The sequence below is a fragment of the Microbacterium sp. SORGH_AS_0421 genome (assembly GCF_030818635.1).
Classification (GTDB): Bacteria; Actinomycetota; Actinomycetes; order Actinomycetales; family Microbacteriaceae; genus Microbacterium.
In genome coordinates, this window is the sequence record NZ_JAUTAO010000001.1 from 1,702,019 (window position 1) to 1,719,478 (window position 17,460).

General features: G+C 69.2%; 19 protein-coding genes. 8 read left to right on the forward strand and 11 right to left on the reverse strand.

From position 1 onward, the window contains the following. The first annotated feature begins 35 nt into the window (after positions 1-35). A complete protein-coding gene (locus QE416_RS08110; RefSeq protein WP_307315106.1) occupies positions 36-410 on the forward strand; it encodes a hypothetical protein in 375 nt (124 codons plus the stop codon). Then, positions 407-715: a hypothetical protein gene (locus QE416_RS08115; protein WP_307315107.1), complete on the forward strand. Its 309-nt coding sequence runs from the start codon at positions 407-409 to the stop codon at positions 713-715. Before QE416_RS08110 ends, QE416_RS08115 begins: the two co-directional genes overlap by 4 nt. Positions 716-783: 68 nt before the next feature. Here the strand turns inward: QE416_RS08115 and QE416_RS08120 are convergent, their stop codons facing one another. Continuing rightward, positions 784-1,011, reverse strand: a complete 228-nt coding sequence (locus QE416_RS08120; RefSeq protein WP_307315109.1) for a hypothetical protein — start codon at positions 1,009-1,011, stop codon at positions 784-786. Between the two features lie 148 nt (positions 1,012-1,159). Between QE416_RS08120 and QE416_RS08125 the strand changes: the two genes are divergently transcribed. The 3 genes from QE416_RS08125 (at position 1,160) to QE416_RS08135 (ending at position 2,751) form a co-directional block, all read left to right on the forward strand. Next, positions 1,160-1,504 carry a hypothetical protein gene (locus QE416_RS08125; RefSeq protein ID WP_307315111.1) on the forward strand — a complete coding sequence of 115 codons (345 nt, stop codon included), beginning with the start codon at positions 1,160-1,162 and terminating at the stop codon, positions 1,502-1,504. Between the two features lie 326 nt (positions 1,505-1,830). Next, entirely contained in the window at positions 1,831-2,517 is a 687-nt protein-coding gene (locus tag QE416_RS08130) for a DUF998 domain-containing protein (protein WP_307315114.1), read from the forward strand. Between the two features lie 18 nt (positions 2,518-2,535). Next, positions 2,536-2,751, forward strand: a complete 216-nt coding sequence (locus QE416_RS08135) for a hypothetical protein (protein WP_210072309.1) — start codon at positions 2,536-2,538, stop codon at positions 2,749-2,751. On the opposite strand, the gene QE416_RS08140 is transcribed toward QE416_RS08135, so the two are convergent. Continuing rightward, complete coding sequence (locus QE416_RS08140; RefSeq protein WP_307315118.1) at positions 2,726-5,197, reverse strand: LuxR C-terminal-related transcriptional regulator; 2,472 nt, start codon at positions 5,195-5,197, stop codon at positions 2,726-2,728. The two genes, QE416_RS08135 and QE416_RS08140, sit on opposite strands and share 26 nt — an antisense overlap. A gap of 715 nt (positions 5,198-5,912) precedes the next feature. Between QE416_RS08140 and QE416_RS08145 the strand changes: the two genes are divergently transcribed. Continuing rightward, positions 5,913-6,188, forward strand: coding sequence for a helix-turn-helix transcriptional regulator (locus QE416_RS08145; protein ID WP_210072308.1), 276 nt, complete (start codon positions 5,913-5,915; stop codon positions 6,186-6,188). Positions 6,189-6,642: 454 nt separating this feature from the next. Here QE416_RS08145 and QE416_RS08150 read toward each other — a convergent pair whose 3' ends face one another. The 5 genes from QE416_RS08150 to QE416_RS08170 all read right to left on the reverse strand — a co-directional run bounded on the left by QE416_RS08150 (position 6,643) and on the right by QE416_RS08170 (position 12,865). After that, complete coding sequence (locus tag QE416_RS08150) at positions 6,643-7,077, reverse strand: VanZ family protein (RefSeq protein ID WP_307315120.1); 435 nt, start codon at positions 7,075-7,077, stop codon at positions 6,643-6,645. Between the two features lie 57 nt (positions 7,078-7,134). Then, positions 7,135-9,138, reverse strand: a complete 2,004-nt coding sequence (locus QE416_RS08155) for an AarF/ABC1/UbiB kinase family protein (protein ID WP_267786151.1) — start codon at positions 9,136-9,138, stop codon at positions 7,135-7,137. 441 nt (positions 9,139-9,579) lie between these two features. Beyond that, positions 9,580-9,804 (reverse strand): hypothetical protein, encoded by a 225-nt coding sequence (locus QE416_RS08160; RefSeq protein ID WP_307315123.1) that lies wholly within the window; start codon positions 9,802-9,804, stop codon positions 9,580-9,582. Between the two features lie 173 nt (positions 9,805-9,977). Then, positions 9,978-11,303 (reverse strand): UDP-glucose/GDP-mannose dehydrogenase family protein, encoded by a 1,326-nt coding sequence (locus tag QE416_RS08165; protein WP_307315125.1) that lies wholly within the window; start codon positions 11,301-11,303, stop codon positions 9,978-9,980. 77 nt (positions 11,304-11,380) lie between these two features. Next, positions 11,381-12,865 carry a sugar transferase gene (locus QE416_RS08170; protein ID WP_307317890.1) on the reverse strand — a complete coding sequence of 495 codons (1,485 nt, stop codon included), beginning with the start codon at positions 12,863-12,865 and terminating at the stop codon, positions 11,381-11,383. A 367-nt stretch (positions 12,866-13,232) separates the two neighbouring features. Between QE416_RS08170 and QE416_RS08175 the strand changes: the two genes are divergently transcribed. Continuing rightward, positions 13,233-14,303 (forward strand): PIG-L family deacetylase, encoded by a 1,071-nt coding sequence (locus tag QE416_RS08175; protein ID WP_307315128.1) that lies wholly within the window; start codon positions 13,233-13,235, stop codon positions 14,301-14,303. Between the two features lie 24 nt (positions 14,304-14,327). On the opposite strand, the gene QE416_RS08180 is transcribed toward QE416_RS08175, so the two are convergent. The 3 genes from QE416_RS08180 to QE416_RS08190 are packed head-to-tail and all read right to left on the reverse strand — an operon-like array spanning position 14,328 to position 15,430. After that, positions 14,328-14,549: a three-helix bundle dimerization domain-containing protein gene (locus QE416_RS08180; protein WP_307315130.1), complete on the reverse strand. Its 222-nt coding sequence runs from the start codon at positions 14,547-14,549 to the stop codon at positions 14,328-14,330. Between the two features lie 10 nt (positions 14,550-14,559). Continuing rightward, entirely contained in the window at positions 14,560-15,084 is a 525-nt protein-coding gene (locus QE416_RS08185; RefSeq protein WP_210072300.1) for a YbhB/YbcL family Raf kinase inhibitor-like protein, read from the reverse strand. Positions 15,085-15,094: 10 nt separating this feature from the next. Continuing rightward, on the reverse strand, positions 15,095-15,430 hold the full coding sequence (locus QE416_RS08190; RefSeq protein ID WP_307315133.1) for a hypothetical protein: 336 nt from the start codon (positions 15,428-15,430) through the stop codon (positions 15,095-15,097). 342 nt (positions 15,431-15,772) lie between these two features. Between QE416_RS08190 and QE416_RS08195 the strand changes: the two genes are divergently transcribed. Continuing rightward, positions 15,773-16,753: a PIG-L family deacetylase gene (locus tag QE416_RS08195; protein ID WP_307315136.1), complete on the forward strand. Its 981-nt coding sequence runs from the start codon at positions 15,773-15,775 to the stop codon at positions 16,751-16,753. 16 nt (positions 16,754-16,769) lie between these two features. Here the strand turns inward: QE416_RS08195 and QE416_RS08200 are convergent, their stop codons facing one another. Next, entirely contained in the window at positions 16,770-17,417 is a 648-nt protein-coding gene (locus tag QE416_RS08200) for a response regulator transcription factor (protein WP_210072297.1), read from the reverse strand. Positions 17,418-17,460 lie beyond the last annotated feature (43 nt).

The following is a 17,460-nucleotide window of genomic DNA, read 5'->3' on the forward strand; positions in this document are numbered from 1 at the left end:
AGTTAAATTGCGAGCAACGATCAGAGGGGTACATCATGGCGAAGCTTTACTACGGCACGACAACCGAGCCGATCAGCATCGACGACCGCATGTTGGCGCACGTCAAGGTCGTCGTCGCGACCAAGCTCCGCCGGGGAGAGAGCTTCACCCTGTCGTGGGTCCACGGACAGGACGAGCCGACCGGTCGTTCGACCATCTGGCTGCAGCCGTCGATTCCCCTGCGCTTCGTCTTCGATTCGGAACAGCCCGAGGCGCTCGATCAGAACCTGCTGAAGCGCATGGCCAACGACGCCAACTCGTCGCGCGGTCTCAGCCTCGACATCGCTCTCGACGAGCCCGCCGCGACGTCCGCTCCGGTGCGGACGGCTGCGACGTCGAAACCGACGCGCTCCCTCATCCGCGCGGCGTGATCCTGTCCGCGCCCCGTCCCCTCGTCGGGGCGATCGTCTGGTCGCGGCTCGACGACGACCTCTCGGTCGCCCGGCGGGACGGGGACTTCGCCGGCTACGTGGATCGCCGCTCGCCCGAGGCGTTCTTCGTGTTCGACGGTCACGCGCGATACGTCGGCACGTACGCCGACGCGGCCACCGCTCGGTCGGCGTTGGGCGAGTCCGCCCCGTCTCGGCGCGCATCCTGCACCGTGTCCTGGTCTCGGGTACTCCGAGCCCTCAGCTCTCGGCTCACGCCCTCGAATCCGTCGCAGGAGCAGATGTGAAGACCCTTCCGACGTGGGATGTACCACCGAACCGATCTCGATCCTCAGCCCTGAAGAGATCGCCGCTCTCAGCGATCGCTGACGTCGTCGTCCGAACGCGCCTCCGGGGCCCGCGCGGCGGGCTCTCGACGAATCCGTAGAACGGCGAGAGCGAAGATGATCGCTCCGGCGGCGGCGAAGACGAGCTTGGGCTCGGTCGGGGAATCGGCGGAAAGGACGAGCGTCGGGGCGGCCAGCACCATCACCGCGACGACGCACAGCGCGAACCCGATCGGGCGTGGAGACCGCGAGTCCATCGCACCCCTTCCTCCGGTTGCGGGCTTGTCGACAGCCTATGCGCGGAGTGGCTGCGAAGGTCATACCGGTTGCGGGCGGCCGCGTCTACCACCGCTCGGGAGGGGCCGTCGCTGGTTACCGTAGCGGCTCCGACGAAGGGATCCGTCCGTGCGCTCCATCACCACCGCGCTGTCCGCCACCGCCCTCATCGCTGCGCTGTTCCTCCTTCCCGCGGGGCCTGCCGATGCCGTGGTTCCGACGCAGGTCGTCCGCGACAGCGGCACCGCGTCGCTCCACGAGGACAGCACGGCGAGCCCGACGGCGCGTGGAATCAGCTTCTCGATCAGCTCGGGTGAGTCCCTTGTCGCGGGCGCGGTACAGGAGGAGCCCGCCCCGGAAGCCGAGGCGGGGCGGTTCGCCTTCGTCTTGATCCCGCTCCTGGCGGCGGCCGTCATCGTCGTCGGCGCGGTCTTCGTCATCTCGCGAGGACGCCGTCGGCGTCGCGGCGATTGAGCATCGCGCAGAGGCGGTGGGTGAGCAATGGTGCCGCCCCGCTTGTCCGCTCTACTGGTCACGCGGAAGAGGCGTGTGGTCTTCCCCGTGACGGACACGCGATGCGATGCGATGAGGCGCGGGCAGAGAACCAGCGTCGAACAGTGCGGCCCCCCGGCACGCACGTGAGGCTGTTCTCTGCCCGCACAGAACAGCATCATCCCCATTGACGCTGATCGTCGGCTTCAGCAGCCGGATATCACCCCCGCAGGCCCACAGATCACCCCGATGCCGGGTGCAGCGAGGGCGAGACGATAGTGTGGCCGAGCCCGCTGGAGGAGGAGCCGATGACCGAGACAGTCGAGCGGCCCGTCACGCGGGTAGCCCGGACGCGAACCTCACCCGTCGCCCGCTTGGCGACGGCCGGGGGTATTGCGGCTTTTCTCAGCGCGGTGCTCATCTGGGTCTGTCGCTTGGGGGAGCCGAGCGTGCAGTACGTCAGCCAGCTCGGCGCCACGTCGATGCCGACCGCGCCCCTGTTCAACACGGCTCTTCTCCTGCTCGCGATCGCCGCCGTCCTCGTCGACCGGTCCCTGGCGCTTCGGGGCGGGGGATACGTCGTCGGGTGGCCCGTCGCCACGACGCTGCTCGTGTGCGGGTTGTGCTTCGGGGTGGCATCTGTCGTCACCTGCTCGCCCGGATGCCCCATTCCCTTCACGGAGGGAGCCCTCCCTCAGGATCTGATCCACATCTCCTTCGCGGTCCTCGGGTTCGTCCTGGCGATCGTCGCGATGGGGCAGGTCGCCGCCATCCGGCGGCGCCCCTGGATGCGCGCGGCTTCCGTCGTCACGCTCGTCGCTGTCGGTCTGACATCGTTCAGTGGCGCGATGATCGCTCTCTCCCGGGGCGACACGACGCTCGGTGGGAACCTCGAGTTCACCGCCGCCACCTTGGCCATCGCGTGGTTCGGGGTGTTCGGTCTGCAGGTCGCCGCCGACGAACGACGAGCCCGCGCGAAGATGCCCGACGTGTGACGCATTAGCGTGGGAGCCGTGACCCTCCGACGATTGCTCCGCGTCCTCGCCTGGCTGGCGCCCGTGGCCGCTTTCGTCGTCATCCTCGCCGTCCTTCGGGGAGCGGGCGTGCCGCTGTCGGTTCCCGGCATCCTGGTCGTCGTCGTGCTGCTCGCTGCCGCGCGCCTGATGATGGGGCGGTCACGCCGACGGCGGCGAGACCGCACCGTCACGCGTCCAGGTCGTTCTCGATGAGCCCCCAGGCGTGTGCGGCGCGAATCGCACTCGAGCGGTCCGACACCTCGAGCTTGCGATAGAGACTCTGCAGCTGCGTCTTGACGGTATTCGGCGACACGACGAGCGCACGTGCGATGTCGGCGATCGTCGAGGTCGGAGTGAGCTGGCTCAACACCACCTGCTCGCGCTTGGTCAGACGAGGCACGCTGACCGAGGACGCGAACAACGACGTCCTCGCCTCGATTTGCTCGCGTGACGAAGACGAGAGGATCTTGGTGACCCGTGCGCGGTCCTCGGGCGCGACAGCGCTCCATGGGCTCCACAGGTCATGCCGGATGCTCAAAGCCTCGGCGCGTTGAACGGTGGAGCGGTGTGAGCTGACGCCGTTCAGTCGCACGTCGGCCACGACGCTCACGACCAAGCTTTCGAGAGCAGCCCGCGGGGAGGGCTCGTGGTGGAGCCCCCACTTGACGCTCATGACGAACGCCTCGTGTGATCGCCCGGCGTACAGCTGCGACAGGGCGATAGCGGGAGCGGTGAGAGAGGAGAGCGCGAAAGGGCCCTCGAACAGCGCGAGCGCCTCTCGTGCCTGCCGGAGCGCGATCAGCACTTTCGCCCGCGTCATGAGGATCTGCACCGACTGATAGTGCGATGGCGGGGTGCTTCGGGCTCGTGCCATCCAGGTGCGGAAGAGCCCGAGTGCGTCGGAAGCTGCGCCCGACAGCAGGCACGACAGGATGTGGGTCGAGGCAGCGAAGGGCCACAATTCCCGGGCCGCGGAGGTCGCGGGCAGAGCGTCGAGAAGGGCGCGGGCTTCTCCGGCTTCTCCGGCTTCGAGCAGAACCCACGCGGATGCCAGCCGGAGCCCTTCTCCCCAGGGCGAGGCCCCCCAGCTGTCTATGCTGTTCTCCTCCACGATGGAGCGCGCCGTGCGGACGTCGCCCTCGAGGAGGGCGATGACGGCCAGCGCTCCGCGAGCACGGACCCTGTGGGCGGGCGGCGCGACTCGATCGGAGAGCGTCATGGACATGCTCGCGTCCCGCAGTCTGCCCATCGCGAGGAAGGTCATCGCGACCTGATACCACCCCTCCGCCGCCGTCTCGGGATCGAGGTCCTGCGCTCCGCGGAGGGCGTCGGACAGCATGCCGGACGCTTCGCCGGCGAGAGCGAACCGCCCCGCGGCGCGGTGCAGGCTTGCGCGGATGATGAGGGCCTCGGCATCCCCCACGGCGACGCTCTTGGCATCGGGAAGGTCACTGAGGACGGAGGCGGCGAGCGACGGGGTCTCCGGGGACGCTGCGGTATCGGGGTCGAGCGCGAGCAGTGCGTCGACGACGACCGGCGAGACCGAAGAGTTGGACCTGAGCTGGCCGAGCATGCGCGAGAAGCCGTCGGCGTTGCGTGCCCAGATCTCCGGCCCCGACCGTCGAAGGACGCGGGCCAGGGTCGTCCACTGCCGCGCGTCTGCCGCGAGCTGGGCCGCGAGGAGCGGCTCCCCTCCCGACATGAGATGGTCGAGCAGACGCAGCCTCGCCGCGGACACGAGCGCAGGCTGCCGAGCGGAGATCTCCTCCAGCCAGCGCTCGCGAACCGGCTCGGCCAGGAGAACGCGCGTCGCGCTGGGCCAGACGAAGCCCGCGCTCTGGAGGTGGTCGAGGAGATCACGCGTCGTAGCCGTCGTCGAGTCGAGGCCCAGGGCGTCCGCGAGCGACTCGGTGATGTACGGGGCGACCGCCAGCAAGCGGACGTCGTCTGTCACCGGCATGGCCAGACGCTCTTCCATGTCGTGGGTGAAGGTGGTGCCCGCATACGCCGCCGCGGCGGCGGCTTCGGCTCGCGTGCGCAGGGGGAGGCCCTCCAAACGCAGTCGTGCGCTCGCCAGCTGGACGAGGGCGGGCCACCCGTGGGTGAGCGCCACCAGCTCGTCGACGGCAATCTCGGTCGATTCGACCCCGTTCAGGGCCAGGACGGATGCCACCTCGTCGCGGGTCATGAGCAAGTCGCACGCGGGCAGCACCTGCACATCGAACTCGAGAGCGATGAGCGGGCTCTCGAGGCCGGTCGGCTGACGGGTGGCGACCACGATTCGAAGGCTGCTGTCGGCACGCAGGAGGTGGAGGAGGTGATCGGTCGAGAGCCCGAGTCCCTCGACGTGATTGTCGATCAGCAGGACATGGGAGGCGGGCCCGTCCGCGAAGGCTTCGACGATGCGGGGGAGGGCCTCCGGTGAGGTGAGGCTGCCGTCGATGGATTGGACGCCGCGCTCTGGGTCTGCGTCGAGCGTGGCCGCGAACTGACGCAGAAGCGACGTCTTCCCGACGCCGGCCGGACCGCGAAGCAGGACGACGTCACTGCCCAAGGCCGCTTCGAGGCGGTCCAGTGCCTCAGGGCGTGGCGCCCAGAACCGGCTCGTGCGGCGGGCGGCTCGTGCGCCGGTGGGAGCGGCATCCGCGTCGATCAACATTCGAACCTCCATGTGGGGAAGGACCGCCGCCCCTTCGGGTGGGTGGGCGGTCGACGTGGCGAAGCGACGCCTCGTCGAGACGATCCTGGGGGTGATGCGCGCGACGAGGTGGCGAATGTGACCTCTTTCACCCCCCGCGTCATCCCCTTCTCACCCCTTCCGCATCACCCTCTCCACGTCGCTCTCCGTCCTTCCCGGAAGCAGGCGAGTGTGGATCTCGCCGGCGGATCGGGGGTGTGGGCGGACGCGCTCACCGGGCGTCGGCACCCGCGACCCCGCCGAGGGGCGTCGATGTCCGGGACGCGAAGACGGCGCCCTCAGGGGGGTGAGCCGCGGTCGGGGTTCAGGCGACTCGGTGAGTGAGATGCACAGCGCTGAGCGCTCCCCGTTCGCCGCCCGGAGGGCTCTCCGGGAGCCCTGTTCCGCGGACGGGAGCCCGATGGGCGGCGGACTCTTGTGCCTCGGTCGGGTGCCCGGCCCCGGCGCCTGGTCGTGCGGTGTCGGGTGAAACCGGCGAAAGCCGCATGCCGTCGCGTGTCGTCCGCGCGCACGCCCCGAGACAGCGAACCCCCGACGCCCCGATGCTCACCCGCCACCTCACCCGGCTGCGCCGGCGTGCCACCCGTTCGGGTCGCCGCCACGGAGAGCCTCGCGTGACGACGGGAGGCATGTAAACATGTTCATGTGAGCGTTGACCGCCGATCAAGCTGGTCTCATGAACGACGCGCCCGACCCCTGGACAGAGTTCGCCCGCGAGTTGGGCGTGCGAATGATCCGCGCCCGCGCCGAGAAGCGAATGTCCCAGGAGCAGGTCGCCCACGCGGCGGGCCTCGCGACCTTCACCTATCGGAAGCTCGAGAAGGGCGAGTCCAATCCCGGCACCGCCGCGAATCCGCGCCTTCGGACCCTCGTCGCGCTTTCGGACGTGCTCGGCATCCCGCTTCGCGACCTGATCCCCACCCCGCCGAAGGGTCTCCCTCCCGGTCGGTGAGGGCGGTGTCGGAGGTTCGCGATGTAATGCGTTCGTGCCCACCGGTTTCAGGGTCGCCGACAGCGGCGGCCCCGACAGAGAGGTGTCACGCATGACTGCACGGCGAAACGAACAGATCCGAGACGCCCGGGGGTGTGTTTTCGCCTGGTGCGTCACCGAGCACGGCGCAACCGTTCATCCCGACGATGAAGACCACCGCAGCGCGGGTATCGGGGTCAGCGCTCGCGTGCGCGACTCCATGGTGCACGGCGTCGGCGTCGCCACCGAGGTGGAGATCGGCCTGCTGCGGCGAGCCGCAGACGTCGAGACGTGGGTCATCGTCGAGACCGGGGTTCGGCGTATCCGTGTCCGTCCCGGTGCACGCCGCCCGCGCGCTCGTGGCCGGTGTCCGGAGCGACGCCGAGATCAGCGGCCTCCTCGTACCGGAGCAGGACATCGACTGACCCCGGTGAACTCAGCGACGTGGTCGAGTGCGTCGGTCGATGAGCAGTCTCCGCCCCAGAGCCATCGCGGCCGCCCCGATGAGAGCACCCAGCGCGTTGGCGACCACATCGACAGCGCTGCTCGTACGCCCGGGGAGGAAGACCCCTTGGAAGATCTCGACGAGAAGCGGGACGGCGCAGGCGATACCGATGAGCCGCCATGGGTGTCCTCTGAGGGCCACCCCCAGGACGACGCCGAAAGGGACGAACAGGACGACGTTGAGACCGAAGTCCATGGTTCGGGGGGTCGCCCCGGGGAAGAGCTCGTAGAGGACGGCGTAGGCGGCGCCCGCCTTGCGGTCGAGGTGGTCGGGCCAGAGCAGGATGACGCCCAGGGCGGCGAGATAGACGGCCGTCATCGTCGTCGCGATGTAGCGGCGACGGGAAGGCGATCGATCGGCGGGCACGGAACACTGTAGACACGCGCCGCCCGTTCCGAGAGAGTGCCCCCGGGTGCGCCGGCCTCAGCCGCGGCGGCCGAACGTTCTGCGCACGATACGAAGGAGACCGAGGAAGCCGAAGAGCCCGACCACCGCGCCGAGCACCGCGAACAACGTGATGGATCCCCCGAGGACGGGGCCTCCCCCCGCGATCACCAGGACCACGGCGATGACCACCGCTGCGATCGAGACCAGGGTGGAGGCGATCTCGCCCGTGGCCCGACCGAGGATGCCGCTGACGTCCTCTCCGTCGGCGCTGCGAAGGGTGATGCCGATGGAGCCCTTCTCAACCCCGGTGAGCAGCGCATCGAGGCGGCGCGGTATCTGTTCGAGACGAGCGAGGGCGATGACCGCCTGGGCCTGGGCGTCGGTGGCCATGCGTTTGACCGACACCGTCCGGCGCAGCAGGGTCGGCATGAGGGGAAGCGCTCGGCCGACCATGTCGAACTCGTCGACGATGACCCGGAGACAGCCCTCGAGAGTGGCGAAACTGCGGAAGGCGGACGCCAGCTCGCCCGGCAGAGCGATGTGATGCTGGCGGATCACGTCGACCATTCGGGTGAAGATCGAGCCGTGACCGGTCGTGCGCAGATGCTCCGTGGTCAGGACGACGCCGATGTCGTGCCGGAAGGCCTCCAGATCCACGTCTTCGGGCGCATCGACGATGAGCAGGAGCGCGTCGGTGGCCGCGACATCGTTCTCGCTGAGAGCGGCGAGAAGGAAAGCCGTCATGTGCTGGCGTCGGCTGCGCTCGATGATGCCGACGGCGCCGAAATCGATGAGGCCGAGGGTGCCGTCGGTCTTCAGCACGACGTTGCCCGGGTGCAGGTCGGCGTGGAAGACCCCGTAGACCAGGATCTGCTCGAGGACCGTCGCCATCAGTGTCTCCGCGAGGCGATCGCGCTGGGCGGGGTCGAGGAGGGCGATTCGAGCCGCCGAGTCGCTCAGAGCTGTTCCGTCGACGAGCCCCATCGTGAGCACTCGCTGGCCGGAGGCCTCGGAGAAGATGTCCGGGACGGTGATGAGGCCTCGTCGGTCGGGCTCCGCGCGATCGATCAGTTCGAGGGTCGATCCGATCATCTGGGTGTTGCGTGCCTCGATGCGATAGTCGAGCTCTTCGAGAAGAGTGGCGGTGAATCCGCGGGCGACGGACTCGATTCGGAGGTCGCGACCGACGCGCGTGCGCGCCTCGGCTCGATGAGCGAGACGCCCGATGATGTCGGCATCCGCCTCCACTTGCGCGCGAGCCGCGGGTCGCTGCACTTTGACGACCACGGCCGTGCCGTCGAGCAGTCGGGCCCGGTGCACCTGTGCGACCGAGGCTGCGGCGAGGGGGAGGGGATCGACCTCGGCGAACACGGAGTCGATGGATCGCCCCAGGTCTGCTTCGATGACCGATCGCACGGTATCCCAGGGGAGGGTCGTCGCATTCGTCTGCAGGGAGGCGAGGGCGCTCAGGTACGGCTCCGGCACGAGGTCTCGTCGGGTGGACAGCACCTGGCCCAGCTTGACGAAGCTGACGCCGGCGTCGTTCAGGGTCGCCACGATGGCGCGGGCACGTTCCTCGGAGGTGCTGAGCTGCTCCTCCACGCGGGCGCGGCCGCCGTGGAAGAGCCAACCGACGCCGTGGCGCGAGGCGATCGCGAGGATCTCCAGATACCGTCGGGTCCGCTTGCGCTGGCGGAGCGCGGCCCGGACCACATCGATCGGGTTGGGCAGCGGACGGGTCGGGAAGATCGCCTCGCTCGCCACGAGGGCGGCGACCCCAAGGGCGAAGACCCACGCGAGCGAGAGCGTGATCAATCCCGCCCAGATCCACACGTCTTCGGAGGGAATGGATGCCGAGGCATCGGGCAAGCCCGTCTGCCGCAGGGTCCACCCCGCCGACGGCACTCCCAGGAGGAAGACCAGGAGTCCCACGACGATGCTCCGCGGCCAACCGACCGCGGTCCCGAGGACCCGACGCGCGACGAACCCGACGAGTACCGCCGAGACGACGGCGGTGATCGAGATCAGGATGCTGGCCATCACGTGGTCAGCGTAGCCGGGTGCGGCTCAGTCGATTCGAGCGAGGCCGCATCGATGACAGTGCCACCAGGCTGCGCGTCCCCGCTGGAGGGGCTCGACGGTGCCCCCGCACGACCGGCATGGTGGTGCGAACCCTGCGAGGAGGTCGTCGAGGTCGTTTGCAGGAGTGAGGCGGAGTGTTATCGCAAGCATGCCTATTTATACATGCGCACGTGAGGCAACGGCCGGTTGTCCACAGACGCTCCGGCGCGGATGAACGACGGCAGGCGCTGCCGAAGGGCGGCTCCGACAGAGGCGATGAGTGGTGGGCCGCAACGGCCATCGCAGCGACGACCCCGCTCGGGTCCACACGCCGCCGCACGGCGGCACAGACCGAGCGGGCGCGAGGAGGCCCCTGCCCGGTCCGACCTCCGCAGTGGCCGTGCCCGGTCGCGTCCGGGGCTACTTCCGCAGATCGCGCAGCGTCCTCCGGGCGCGCTTCTCAGCGGCGCCGGCCGCCTTCTTCGCGGCCTTGTGGCGGCGGTTGCGGGCGCGTGGATCGTTCCACAGACGCACCACCTGGTGGCCCACCGATTCGCGACTCTTGACCTGGACGCGCGGGCTGCGGGTGCCGATCACGTAGGCGAGCAGGGCGACGGCACCGATCACGATGAGCTTGTTGCGCATGGCATCCTCCTTGTCGATCAGGATCTCGCGGGTTCGGCGGCCGGGGGCCGCGGCGCGAGATCCGTCACGACGAAGACGTGCCGCACGGGGGTTTCGTCACGAGTGATCGCCGAAGAGTCGGGATCAGCGGCGAGGGGCGGTCTCGTACGAGCGGCGCCGGCCCCTCTGCCTCGTCAGGGGCGACCCATGCCGTGATAGGTCCATCCCGCGGCGCGCCACGCCACCGGATCGAGGCAGTTGCGACCGTCGATCACGATGCGGCCGCGCGCCAACGAGGACGCGTGTTCGGGGCTGAGGCGCCGACGGTACTCGTCCCACTCGGTCACGACGATGACCGCGTCCGCGTCCCGAAGGGTGGCGTCGAGGTCTGCATCGTAGGTGAGTTGCGGGTGCATACGGCGGGCGTTGTCGATCGCCGCGGGGTCCGTCAGGGTGACCCGTGCCCCCAGGCCGTGCAGTCGGACGGCGACGTCGAGCGCCGGGGAGTCCCGGATGTCGTCGCTGTGCGGTTTGAAGGCGGCTCCCAGGACGGCGATCTTCGCACCGAAGACGCTGCCCCCCAGCGCGCTGGTGGCGAGCTCGACAGCGCGGTCCCGGCGGCGGAGGTTGATGGCGTCGACCTCGCGGAGGAAAGCGACGGAAGCTCCGCGTCCGAGCTCCTCGGCGCGCGCCGAGAAGGCTCGGATGTCCTTCGGGAGGCACCCGCCCCCGAAACCGATGCCCGCGCCGAGGAAGCGGCGCCCGATTCGGACGTCGTGACCGAGCGCGTCGGCCAGGGTGGTCACATCGGCGCCCGTCACCTCGGCGATCTCGGCCATGGCGTTGATGAAGCTGATCTTGGTGGCGAGGAACGCGTTCGCGGCGACCTTCACCAGTTCGGCCGTCGCGTAGTCGGTGACGATGAAGGGCGTGCCCTTGGCGATGGACGGGTGGTAGACCTCGCGGAGGATCTCGGCGGTGCGCTCGCCTTCGTCGGTGGGGGACCCGTCGCTCGAGGGGACGCCGGCGACCAACCGATCGGGGTCGACGGTGTCTTGAACCGCCCACCCTTCCCGCAGGAACTCCGGGTTCCACACCAGCACCGCGCCGCGCTCGGCCACCCGCGGTGCCAGACGAGCGGCGGTGCCGACCGGGACGGTCGACTTGCCGGCGACCACATCACCCGGAGAGAGGAAGGGAGCGAGCGCGTCGACGGCCGCGTCGACGTAGGTCAGATCTGCCGCATGTCCGCCGGATTGCTGCGGCGTGCCGACGCCGATGAAGTGCACCGCCGCCCCTTGCGCAGCCGACATGTCGGTCGTGAAGGATAACCGGCCCGAGGCGATGCCCTCAGTGAGGATCTCCTGCAGCCCGGGCTCGAAGAACGGCGCTTCGCCCCTCGACAGCGTCTCGATCTTCCGCTCGTCGACGTCGATTCCCACCACATCGTGGCCGATCGACGCCATCGCCGCCGCGTGGACGGCTCCCAAGTATCCGCAACCTATGACAGACAGACGCACGATGAGAGCCTTTCAGATTTCCGCGGAGAGAACCGACGGCGATAGGAGCAGGGCCGGAACGGGCGGCGCAGACTGCGTCACGCAGCGGTCTCGCCGGGAGCGAGCGCTGCGCGAGCCGTCTTGCCGAGAATGACGAAATCGCCCAGAAGCGTCCAGTTCTCCACGTACGACAGATCGAGTCGTACCGAATCCTCCCAGGAGAGGGATGATCGCCCGCTGACCTGCCAGAGGCCGGTGATACCGGGCTTGGCGAGGAAACGTCTGTGGACGTGGTCGGCGTAGACCGCCACCTCTGACGGCAGGGGGGGACGCGGTCCGACCAGCGACATCGAGCCGCCGATCACATTGAAGAGCTGGGGGAGCTCGTCGAGGCTGAATTTCCGCATCACGCGCCCGATGGGCGTGACCCGCGGATCGTTCTTCATCTTGAACAGCACCTCGTTGCCGGAATCACGCTGCTGGGCGGTGAGCTGTGCGCGCAGCTCCTCGGCGTTGACGACCATCGACCGGAACTTGAACATGGTGAACTCCCGCCCGCGAAAGCCGACGCGAATCTGGCGGAAGAGGACCGGACCCTCGCTCGACAGCCGCACCGCGACGGTCAGGAACAGCAGGACCGGGCTGAGGAGCACCAGTCCGATGCTCGCAGCCACGAGGTCGACGGACCTCTTCAGGAAGCTCTGCCCCCTCGAGAACTTCGGCGTCTCGACGTGGATGAGGGGCAGGCCGGCGACGGGTCTGGTGTGCAGGCGCGGGCCGGCGATGTCGACGATGCTCGGGGCGAGGACGAGATGCTGACGACCGGCCTCCAGGCTCCACGAGATCTCCTTCACCTTCTCGGCGGGGAGCTCGTCCGCGCTGGTGATCGCGACCGTGTCGGCCCCCGTCGCGTGCAGTGCGCGCGTCACGTCGCCGACATGTCCCATGATCGGGACCACCGAGCCGGGGATGGTGTCGGCGATCCGTCCGTTCGGCACGCAGGCACCGACGACGCGGTATCCCGCGCTGGGGCTGCGGGCGAACTCCCGGGCGAGTTGCGTCACGGAGGGGAGCGACCCGACCAGGAGCACGTGCGCGGAGTACCGACCACGGGAGCGTTGGACGACGAGCCACTGCCGCCACATCCAGCGGGTGAAACAGAGGACCAGGATGCCGAGCGGCAGGCTCACCAGCAGGTAGCCCCGCGCGACATCGATCTGCGTCAGGAAGGCGATGATGGCGATGGTTCCGAACAGCCGGAAGCTGGCGTCGGCGATGCGCACGTACTCCGTGGAACCCGTGCCGATAGCGCGGTCGCTGCGCGAATCGACGAAGGCGAGGGCCCACATCCAGGTGACGATGAGGATCGCGGAGAAGGCCCAGTACGACAGGTCGCTGATGCGGCTGTCACGCCCCGCGGCGAGCTGCGCATTCCCCAGCCCGAACCAGAGGAGCTGGGTGCCGTAGACGACCCAGACGAGGGCGGCGAAGTCGGTGAGCACGAGGTTGCGTCGGTATCGTCCGCGCCAGGGGTCGCGAACGTGCGCGGGAGGCGTCGAGGCCGCGGAGGGCACCGATGTCATGGTCGACACGGACTCCTCCGCGGGGTTCTGGTCGAGTGCGGGGGCGGTTCCGTCCGGGTCGGCGTCAGAGGGCGACGCGCCGGGGCGTAGGCCAGATGTCGCCATGTGTGCCCCTCTCCCCATCCCCCGCGTGCGCGGGGACTCTCCCGCGAACAGTAACAGGCAAAATTCACCCGTCAACTCACCCTGTTTCTCTTGTCATACGCGGGAAACGTGAACGTTCGTGGTTCGGGCTCGTATCGGCCGACGACAGGTTGGTCGGGCGGTGGGCGTTCCCCTACACTCGGGCGCGGATCAGCCGTGATCGGCTGCCGCGAGATCGTGCCGCACGGCGGGGTCGCCACTGCCGCCCGCACGAAAGGTTCCGATGCCCCGCACCGCGTCGCCGCCGCGTCGCCCTCTCCGGGTGCAGGCCGGTCTGATCGCGGCGATCGCGATCGCCGCTCTCGTGGTGACCGCCGTCGCCGGTGTCTTCGCGTTCGCGCTGCTTCGGCCCGAGCCGGCGGCGACCTCGTCGCCCGCACCGGCTCCCGAGACGACCTCTTCCCCCGCCCCGTCGCCGTCGACGTCGGCGACACCCACCCCGCCCCCGGCGCCGCCGATCTCGCCGGCCGCCCAGGGATGCGAGGGGTCGTCGACGCTGATGACGATCTGGGCGCATCCCGACGATGACATCATCTTCGCCAACCCCACCATCTCGGATGCGATCGCCGCCGGCCGGTGCGTGCGCACCGTGTTCGTCACGGCGGGAGACGCGGGGAAGGGAATGGACTACGTGCGGGCACGGGAGCTCGGCATCCTGCGTGCGTACAACGCCATGCGCGGCAAGGACGGCGAGTGGGATGCCACGGAGATCGCCCTCGGTACCGGCGTGCACCTGCGGCGGCTGACGCCGAGGGACGACGCGCGTCTGTCGGTGCTCTATCTGCGGCTGCCGGACGGCAACATCACGGGCGCCGGGTTCGATGCGACCGCGCATGCGACCCTCAGCAAGCTCTACGACGGAACCGAGGCCTCGCTCGCCCCGGTCGACGGGGGAGCGGCGGTGACGCGGGATCAGCTCGCGGCTTCGATCCGGGAACTGGCTTCCGCGTTCGCTCCGCAGAGCACCCTCACCCATATCCCCCGGGGCAGCGCTTTCGCCCCCGGCGACCACCCCGATCATTCGGCCGTCGGCACTCTCGTCCGTGACACGCTGACGTCGGACGCGGCCGTGGGCCCCGGCATCCGGTACTTCGTGGGGTACCCCTCCGAGGACCTGCCTCGGAACCTGGACGGGGCGGTGCTCGATACCAAGGTCGACACGTACCGCATCTACACGCAACAGGATCAGGTGATCCGCTGCGCCGATCGCGACGCGTGTCTGAAGACCCGCAAGTTCGGCGAGTGGCTCCAGAGGTCCTACCCCAAGACCGAAGCCGAACTCCAGATGGGCTGAGCCGCTCCGGCGCTCGCCGCGGGCTCAGGACTCGCTCGAGAGCGAATCCTCGACCGCGGCTCGTGCGTCGCGCTCGGCGATGATGTCGACGAAGTCCTTCACGGGCGCGTCGGCGTACTTGTCGACCGCGACGACGGCCTCTTCGTGCACCACTCCCGGTTCCGCATCGGGGAAGCGCGCCTGAAGGCGCTCCTCGACCCCGGTGATGGTCTGGTCCTTGTCGAAGCCCTCGCCGCGCTCGGTCATGATCCGAACCTCAGTGCCGGTAGGTGCCGTGGAGGATCGCCCGACCGAGCGTTTTGAACGCCAGGTTGAACGAGACGACGGCCGGGGTGGCATCGGCGTCGACGCCGAGCGATTCCTCGCTCACGGCGTGCACGACGAAGAAGTAGCGGTGGGGTTGGTCGCCCTGCGGGGGAGCGGCTCCGAGGAAGCCTGCCTCGCCGCCGTCGTTGCGGACGTGGAAGGCGTGGCCCGGGAGGTCGCCCGAGGCGGCCCCGGATGCCAGCTCGCGCACGTCCGCCGGGACGTCGACGAGTACCCAGTGCCAGAAGCCGCTCGGGGTGGGGGCGTCGGGGTCGAAGCCCGTGATCACGAACGACTTGGTTCCTTCGGGGACGTTCGACCAGCTGAGCTGGGGCGAGGTGTTGCCCTTGTCGGCGACCTGGTCGTCCGCGAGCGGTTGTCCATCGGTGACGTCATCGCTGACCACGTCGAATGATGGGACGGACGGAAGGAGGGGGTACGGATCGGGCGTCTGCGGGCGGGAGAGATCTGCCATGGAGGGGACGTTATGACGGCGGGGTGACCGAACGGCAGGGCTTGCATCCGACCGCGCCGGGGTTTATCGGTCGGAGGTGGAGGAGGGAGCGCGCGGTCTCCCGGCAGCCCTCGGGAGCGGGGAGGCCGTAGTCGTTCTCGACGACGGTGCGCAGTTCAGCGGCCAACTCGTCGACGGAGGGGCGTGCGTCGAGGGCTTCGAGGATGGGCAGGATCAGGTCGTCGTATTCGTCGTCGGGCCATCCTTGACCGATGTGATGGACTCCGATCGGATCCCACTCGTTCAGGACGGCGCGGATGCGCAGGGCTACGGGCGACAGTGACCGCGGCGGTGTGGACGTCTGCATAGGGGGAGTGTTGTCACCTTCGTTAGGTGCGCGCTGAGCATCGCCGATGCGTCTGGTGCGTGACGCCGATGTGCCTGTCGGTGACGTGGGAACGTGATCCGCCGAAGGGGTTCGCCCTACCCCGCCGGGTGGCGGGGCTGCGGGGTTTCGAGTTCGTAAAGACCGACCGCCGCGATAACGTCGGAGGGCGCCCGAGGGCGAGGGGAAACCCGCAATCCGTCGCCGGGGGGCGAAGTACAGGACGGAGTCGCCGTGAGTGACATCGACGAGCCTTCGGGTGCCGATCGGGCACCCGGTGAATCGGCAACGCCGCGTCGGTCCGGGATATCCCGGAGAGCGCTGGTGTTCGGTGGCGTCGCCGTCGGCGGACTCGCCGTGCTCGGGGGCGGAGCTCTCGTCTATCGCGAGATCCGGCGCTCGGCGCCTCCGGAGGGGACCTGGGTCAAGCTCAGTCCCATCGTGCCGGTGCCCGATGCTTCGCCGCGTCCCGTCTCTCCCGCCTTCGAGGAGCCCGGCGACGACACGACCGTGGCGGTCTGGGCCCACGCCGACGACGACATCATCTTCGCCAACCCCCACCTCGCGGGGATCATCGGCTCGGGGGCGACGCTGCGCACCATCTTCGTAACCGCGGGCGACGCCGGCCGGGGCCTCGCTTATGCGCAACAGCGCGAGGCGGGCATCCGAGCCGCGTACGACGAGATGCGCGGCAGCACCCAACCGTGGGACACCACCCAGCTGACGCTTCGAAGCGGCGCGCGGGTCACGCGTTTCGTGCCCGCAGACGATCCTCGTCTGTCGATCACCGTTCTCCGTCTGCCGGACGGCAACCTCAGCGGGAAGGGCTTCGCGACGACGGGCGAGGCCGGTCTCACCCAGCTCATCAACGGCACGGTGCCCGCCCTCGCTCCGATCGACGACGGTCCGACGCTCGATGCACGCCGTCTTTCGGAGACCGTCGCGGAGCTGATCCACGCCGCACGCCCCGACCACGTCACGACGAACATCCCGCACGAGAGCGCGTTCGCGCGGGGGGACCACCCCGACCACTCGTGCGTCGGATCATTGGTTCGAGCGGTGGCGCCGGTCGTCGGGATCGCGCCGGGGGCCGTCACCTACTACATCGGTTATCCCTCGCAGCACGAGCCGATCAACGTCGAGGGGGAGGTCCTCGATGCGAAGGTCGAGGTCTACGCGACCTATGCGGCGCAGGACCCCGTGGTCACGTGCGACACCGCAGCGGCCTGCCTCGCCCAACCGGGCTTCGGGCAGTGGCTGCGTCGCTCGTACGGCATGACGGAGGGCGAGCTCCGGTTGATCTGAGCCGTCCCTGCTCGCGTCAGCGTCGTTCAGCCGGAGAGCTGGCCCGTTCCGCGATCAGGGCGGCCTCGACCCGCGACGACACCGACAGCTTGCCCAGGATCGAGCTGACGTGGTCTTTGACCGTCGCGGAGCTCAGGTGCAGCCGACGACCGATGTCGGCGTTCGAGTCGCCGGTGGGGAGCCACTCGAGGACGTCGCGCTCGCGGTCGGTCAGCAGAGCGACACGACGCGCGGCGTCGAGGTCGGGTCTTCCCGCGTAACCGTCGACCAGAGCGCGGGAGACCTCCGGCGACAGGACGACTCCACCCGCGGCGAGAGAGCGCACCATCGCCGCGAGGCAGGCGGGATCGGTGTCCTTCACGAGGAAGCCGGAAGCGCCGTCTCGCAGGGCCCGGGTGATGGACTCGTCGGCCGCGAATGTCGTCAGGATGCCGACCACGGGCCGATCCGCGTCGTCTCGCAGTGCGGCGAGGATGTCGAGGCCGCTGAGCTCCGGCATCCGGATGTCGAGGAGGACGACGTCGGGATGGAGGGTGCGGATGGCGGCGAGAGCGTCGGGTCCGCCGACCGCGGCGACCACCTCGATGTCGTCCGCCGCGTTGAGGATGAAGGCGAAGCCGGAACGGACGAGCGCCTCATCGTCGACGACAATCACCCGGATCACGACAGTCACTGTACGCCGAGACGACGAAGCCGCCCCGGGGTGA